Genomic DNA, 5,986 nt, shown 5'->3' with positions numbered 1-5,986 from the left:
GTACTAGGCCGCGAAGCGGTGCCAGACCAGATCGGTCGCGGCACGAGACATGCGGTCGAAGGGCGCGATCGTGCCCTCGGCGCGGCACAGCACGTGCGCGCCCTCCAAGAGGGTCAGCAGGGTGGTGGCCAGGTCCGCGGCGGCCGCCGGTTCGACACCGGCGGCGGTCAGGCGCTCGGCCAGAGTCGTTGTCCAGGAATCGAAGGCCGTCGCGGCAACGGTGCGCAGGTCGCCGCTGTCGGGATCCACGGTGACGGCCGCGACGGCGCAGCCCGCGCCCTCGGCGGAGGCGGCGACGACCGGGCGGACCAGGGTCAGGAAGGCTTCGACCAGGGTCAGCGGGTCGGGGGCGGGCAGGGCCGCGAGAAGATCGCGGACCTGTTCGCCGTTGCGGGCCGCGGCGGTGGCCACCAATTCGGTCTTGCCGCCGGGGAAGTGGTGATAGATCGCGCCGCGGGCGGCGCCGCTGGCGTCCAGGACCGCGGTGAAGGACATGCCCGCGACGCCCTTCGTGCGGAGCGCGTCGATGGCCGCGTCGATCATTCGATCCCGCGTGGTCGCCGCCATGCTTCCTCCCAACCGTTGACTAGTACGACCATCCTAGTACACACTCGACTCGCTAGTACGTGCGTACTAGCGAGTCGAGAACGGAGCATCCCGTGCCCATCACCGTGACCGCGCCCCGCGGCGTCCTCACCGCTCGCGGCGAACGCGAAATCCTGCCCGCGCTCTCCGCCGCGCTCGCCGAGATCAGCGGCGGGACAGGCAATGACTTCTTCACCGGAATCATCGGCGGCACAGTGCATCTGCTGCCCGCGGCGGATATCTATGCCGACGGGGTGAACCGGCCGGTCGTCATGGTCGAGCTCAAACTGCCCAATATCGGGCTGCCAGATCCGGCGGCGCGCGCGGCGTTCATCACCGCGGCCACCGATATCGTCGCGGGCCTGGCCACCGAAGGCCATCGGCGCGAAGACATCTGGGTCAATATTCTCAATGCGCCCGACGGCGGCTGGGGCATCGGCGGGCGGGCCTACACCGGCGAGGCACTGATCGCCGCGGTCACCGCCGCCGCCAACTGACGCCGGCGCCAACCGAAACGCGGCCCGGGCGAGGCGATTTCACCCCGTCCGGGCCGCGTCCGGCCGCGTTCCGTCAGTTGAGCGCGTCCCCTTCGGCCTGGCGCCGAATGTTCTCGGCCACCTCGGCCTCCCAGGCCTGATTGGCCTTGGTGGTGTCGACCTCGAATTCGAAGCGCTGCACCGACTTCGGGTCGATGTCGGCGACATCCACGTAGAACTGGTCGTACCAGCGGCGCAGCTGGTAGACCGGGCCGTCCTCCTCGGTCAAGAGTGGATTCTCGATCTTGGACTTGTGCTTCCAGATCTCGACGTCCTGCAGGAAGCCCTCGCCGATGCCGACGGTCATCTTCTCGGCGATGCGATCGGCCGCGGCGTCGTCGATGCCGGTCGGCTTGCGCACCGACATGCCGTACTGCAGCACGAACGCGTCCTGCGAGATCGGATAGTGGCAGTTGATCAGGACGGTCTCGAGCTCGAAACCGCTGTAGTTGTTGGTCAGCGGATTGACCATGTACGACGGGCCGAAGTACGAGGCCACCGACTTCAGGGTGGAGTTGCCGCTGTACTGGGTGGCCATGCCCTTGTCCGGGCGGGCCGCGGAGTCCAGGTACTGGGTCGCCACGTGGCCCTCGAAGACGTTCTTGAAGAACGTCGGATACGCGAAGTGGATGTAGAAGAAGTGGGCCATGTCCACGACGTTGTCGATGATCTCGCGGCAGTTGGAGCCCTCGATCACCATGGACTCCCAGGTCCATTCGGTCCAGCCGTCGCCGAGGGTGTCCGATCCGGTGCCGTCGGCATCGGTGTACGGCCCCTCGATGTAAGGGATCGTCACCTCGTCCGGCGGCGGATTGCCCTCGTGGTCGTGCCACACGAACAGCTGGGCATTGCGCTCCAGCGTGATCCACGAGCGGGTGCGGGCCAGCGGCGGCACGCGGCGGGCGTAGGGGATGCCCGTGCACTTGCCATTGCCACCCCAGCGCCAGTCGTGGAACGGGCAGGCGATCGAATCGCCCTTGATCTCGCCCATGCTCAGGTCGCCGCCGAGGTGGCGGCAGTAGGAATCGAGCACGTGCAACTCGCCCTTGCTGTCGGCGAAGATCACGAGCTTGGTGCCGAAGGCCGAGACCTGATGCGGCTTGCCGTCCCGGAACGTCTTGGCCAGGCCGAGGCAGTGCCAGCCGCGCGCGTACCGCGTCGGCGCGGTACCCACATCGATCTCGCGTACCTTGCCGACCCGACCCTGCGGCGTCACTGCCATGATGAGCTCCCACCGGAAACTAGAACGTGTTCTAATCACTGACGCTTAATACGGTACAACGCGGCGGTACTCATCGGTAGGGCTCCCGGGAAGAACGTCTCGCTGAGCAAGCCCCAGAAAGCCGGGGGCGACCGATCACCGCAGACCGGATAGTCTGCCGAACGGGATGCGAAACAATTTCGCTTCACAGTAGGATCGGCGCCCGGCCCACCGAAATTCGGTCTCCGCCGGGAGTTTCGCGTTCGAGGAGGAAGATGGCCACCACCGGTACGGTGACCCAACTGGGCACCGTCGAACCAGTCGCCGAGCGGGCAGCCTTCGCCTGGAAGGGCGTGCTGGCAGTCTCCTTCGGCTTTGCCGCCATCATGGGCATCGCCGCGGCGCGGATCAACTACTTCGGCGACGAGCTGTATTTCGTGGCGGCCGGACGCCGGCTCGCCTGGGCCTACCCCGACCAGGGGCCGCTCGCGCCGTTCGTCGCGCACCTGATGGATTCGATAGCGCCGGGTTCGGTGCTGGCACTGCGGATTCCTGCGCTGGCACTGATGGCCGCCGCGGCGGTCATCTCCGCCGCCACGGCCCGCGCGCTCGGCGCCGGAGCCCGATACCAGGTTCTCGCCGCCCTCGCCTACGCCGTCTCACCGCTGGCCTTCGACCAGATCCAGCTGATCACCCTCACCTTCGACATCCCGTTGCAGGCGCTGATCGTCTACCTGCTGATCCGGTGGGTGCGAGCCCGCCAGGACTGGCTGCTGATCGCCGCGGGCGTGGCGGCCGCCGTTGCCTTCCAAGCCAAGTGGATGGTCCCCGGTGTCTGGGCCATGCTCGGTATCGGCGTCCTGGTGGCGGGCCCCCGCGAGGTGCTGCGCCGCCCCGCGCTCTACATCGGCACTCTGATCATGGTCGTCGCCATGGTCCCCGGCATCATCTGGCAGACCCGGCACGGCTGGGTGGAATCCCAGATGACCGAGATCATTTCGCAGGAACAGCACGCCGCCAACACCGGCCCACTGATCTGCGCCATCGAAATCGCCATCCAGTGCGGCCTGATCGGCGGCCTCCTCAGCCTCCTCGGCCTGTGGGGCATGGCGCGCCTGGAACCCTTGCGCCCCTACCGTTTCGCCCTGATCGCGGGCCTCCTGCTGGTCCTGGTCGTCCTCGTCGAAAACGGCCGCTCCTACTACGTCGCAGGCTTCTGGCCCGCCCTCCTCGGCGCCGGCGCCTTCACCCTGAGCACCCTCGAGTTCAAACTCCCGGCCCGCCGCCTGGTCAATGCGACGGCCGTGGTCTCGGCGATCGCGTTCGCCCTGTGGATGGTCGCCATCCCCCTCCCCAAGAGCTGGATCCCCCTCCCGAAGAGCCTGACCACCATCTCCACCCCCATCACCGACCAGGCCCAATACTGGATGCGCGAATCCTGGTACGGCCCAGACGGTTACGCCACTTTTACCGCCGCCGTCAACGACGCCGTCAAGAGCCTCCCCGAATCCGAACGCACCAACACCGCGGTAGTGGCCGCCGCCTACGTACAGGCCAGCGCCCTGGAAGAATTCGGCCGCAAATACGACCTCCCCCCGGTCTACAGCCCCAACCGAGGCTTCGGCTACTTCGGCCCACCCCCGGACTCCGCCCACACCATCATCTACCTCTCCGTAGACGGCGTAGGCGACAAGGACTTCCTCTCAAAATTCGCCACCACCACCGAATTCCAGAAAATCAACAACCCCAACGGCCTCCCCGGCCTGGAACGCCTCATCACCGTCTACATCTGCCACAACCCGCTACGCCCCTGGTCCGAAACCTGGCCCGGCCTCCAAACCCTCACCTTCCCGAGCGGCATCTGACCCACCACGCCGCACAAGAAAATGCCGATCAGTTCGCCCGAATTGGCGCACAGCGGTTCGCTCGAATCTACCTGCGCCGACGGCCCTCCAACTCGGCGCGGATCAGTCCGCGGGCGGCCTCCCCGTAGACGGCTTGCTCCGCCGGTTGAGTGAACATTCGACTGTAGAGGGCGATCTCTCGCGGCTGGGTGATGGACAGCTCGGCGCTCACGGTTTCGACGTGTACAAGCCGGTTGTCGAACATGATGAACCCGTTCATCGCCGGACCTTCGAACACTGCGCGCTCGGGCACGATCCCGAGTTGCACCCTCGGCAGCGTCATCACGGTCATGAGTCGGTCGAGTTGGCCCAGCATCACCGAGTCGTCGACCACGGTGGTCCGAAGGACCTGCTCGGCGATCACGAACGAGAATCGATGGTCGCCTCGGTACAGGACATGCTGACGCTCGATACGAGTGGCTACCCCCTCATCGAGGTCGTCGGGCACCCGGTAGAACGAAATGATCTTGCGTAGCACACCTTCCGCGTATTCGGGTGTCTGCAACAGGCCAGGCACCAACGCGGGTTCGTACCATCGCATAGATCCGGTCTCGCCCTCGAGCTTGATCGAAAGTCGCTGGCGGCGACGGGTTCCGGTGCCGAGCAGCCGTTTCCATTCCAGATACGCGGCCTGGATGTTGCGGAGCGTCGCAATCAGGTCGGCCAGCTGATCGTCACTGCCGGTGTGGGCGCACCAGGCCCGGAGGTCAGCCTCCGAGGGCTGCTGCTTGCCGTACTCGATCCTCGAGACCTTCGACTCGTGCCAATGCGCCAGCTCGGCCAATCGGCGGGCCGTCAGCCCGGCGTCACGGCGAAGCTCCCGAAGCCGTAGCCCGAGAGCTTCCCGTTGCTCGTGAACAGCGCTCGTCACCGGTTACCGCGCGACAGATACTCGGCGTGCGGAATTGCGGCTTCCCACACCAGATCCCGCACCTCTCGGATGTAGTTCACGATCTTCCGATCCGTGGTCAGCGCACCACCGGCCCAGCGCCCGGCGGGCTCGAACACCGTGAAAGCCACCGCCTCGTCGTCGAACAGCCACCAATCATCTGTTGTCAGCCGGTCGGTATCGATCAGTTGCCGGGACAGGTACCGGATCTCTTCCCCGGCAGTGATGTTCTGGTGAGACACCTCCAGCAGCCACCGCGTGTAATCGGTATGCGGGACCGTGACGACTCGGGCACGGCGTACGTGGACACCGCGCGCAGTGGTCTCCTGGATCAAATCGAGCCACCTGCGCACCACCCATAGTCATCGTCCGCCGACCGCCCTTCCAAGAAGTTGCGGAATGGCTCTGTCTCCTCCGGGGTTTCGTAAGTGTCTTTCACCTCCAAATGAAACGCCTCGTACTTGCAGTCGCGAAGCAGGTCGTCGAATCCCTCATCTTGTAGCGGTAGCACCGTAGAAATTCCTCTCGCGCTTGGGGACCTCGATGGCTGTCTCGTCGGCATACAGGTCCAGCTGCGACAGCGTCTCTCGGTCGGTGATCGGCCGACCGGACGGCAAGAACGTGCCTCTGCCGCTGTCGTCCATCCAAGCCCCGACAAACGTGTCCGGCTCGGCGAACCCGAGCAGTAGGTGTGGGATCTCCACCGTGCTCGGCTGATCGGTGGCCCAGCCTTGTACGAGGTAACTACCGTGATCGGTGGAGTACAACGACGGGCATCCCCCACCGCCGGTGCCGCCTCTGCCCAGGAACCGCAATTGCATGATCAGTCCTCTCGGTCCAGCGATATGCGTGGACTTGTGAGGTTCCCCCC

8 protein-coding genes are annotated in these 5,986 nt (G+C 65.9%); 2 read left to right on the top strand and 6 right to left on the bottom strand.

Features of this window, described 5'->3' with window-relative positions; translation table 11 throughout:
- Positions 1 to 3 precede the first annotated feature (3 nt).
- A complete protein-coding gene (locus NS2_RS34875; RefSeq protein ID WP_033091612.1) occupies positions 4 to 567 on the bottom strand; it encodes a TetR/AcrR family transcriptional regulator in 564 nt (187 codons plus the stop codon).
- Between the two features lie 92 nt (positions 568 to 659).
- Between NS2_RS34875 and NS2_RS34870 the strand changes: the two genes are divergently transcribed.
- Positions 660 to 1,082, top strand: a complete 423-nt coding sequence (locus NS2_RS34870; RefSeq protein ID WP_033091613.1) for a hypothetical protein — start codon at positions 660 to 662, stop codon at positions 1,080 to 1,082.
- A 73-nt stretch (positions 1,083 to 1,155) separates the two neighbouring features.
- On the opposite strand, the gene NS2_RS34865 is transcribed toward NS2_RS34870, so the two are convergent.
- Positions 1,156 to 2,343: a 3-ketosteroid-9-alpha-monooxygenase, oxygenase component gene (locus NS2_RS34865; protein ID WP_033091614.1), complete on the bottom strand. Its 1,188-nt coding sequence runs from the start codon at positions 2,341 to 2,343 to the stop codon at positions 1,156 to 1,158.
- A 254-nt stretch (positions 2,344 to 2,597) separates the two neighbouring features.
- Between NS2_RS34865 and NS2_RS34860 the strand changes: the two genes are divergently transcribed.
- Positions 2,598 to 4,187 (top strand): glycosyltransferase family 39 protein, encoded by a 1,590-nt coding sequence (locus NS2_RS34860; RefSeq protein WP_147207432.1) that lies wholly within the window; start codon positions 2,598 to 2,600, stop codon positions 4,185 to 4,187.
- A 67-nt stretch (positions 4,188 to 4,254) separates the two neighbouring features.
- Here NS2_RS34860 and NS2_RS34855 read toward each other — a convergent pair whose 3' ends face one another.
- From NS2_RS34855 to NS2_RS34845, 4 genes are all read right to left on the bottom strand, one after another.
- A complete protein-coding gene (locus NS2_RS34855; RefSeq protein WP_052486830.1) occupies positions 4,255 to 5,097 on the bottom strand; it encodes a helix-turn-helix domain-containing protein in 843 nt (280 codons plus the stop codon).
- Positions 5,094 to 5,471, bottom strand: a complete 378-nt coding sequence (locus tag NS2_RS34850) for a DUF6879 family protein (protein WP_197707883.1) — start codon at positions 5,469 to 5,471, stop codon at positions 5,094 to 5,096. Before NS2_RS34850 ends, NS2_RS34855 begins: the two co-directional genes overlap by 4 nt.
- Entirely contained in the window at positions 5,447 to 5,677 is a 231-nt protein-coding gene (locus NS2_RS38655; RefSeq protein WP_369524826.1) for a DUF6879 family protein, read from the bottom strand. Before NS2_RS38655 ends, NS2_RS34850 begins: the two co-directional genes overlap by 25 nt.
- A partial coding sequence (locus NS2_RS34845) for a hypothetical protein (RefSeq protein ID WP_261772336.1) occupies positions 5,607 to 5,986 on the bottom strand: 380 nt, incomplete at its 5' end. The genes NS2_RS38655 and NS2_RS34845, both read right to left, overlap by 71 nt.

The organism is Nocardia seriolae NBRC 15557, assembly GCF_007990715.1.
GTDB lineage: Bacteria > Actinomycetota > Actinomycetes > Mycobacteriales > Mycobacteriaceae > Nocardia > Nocardia seriolae.
This window is presented reverse-complemented; position numbering and strand designations above follow the sequence as displayed.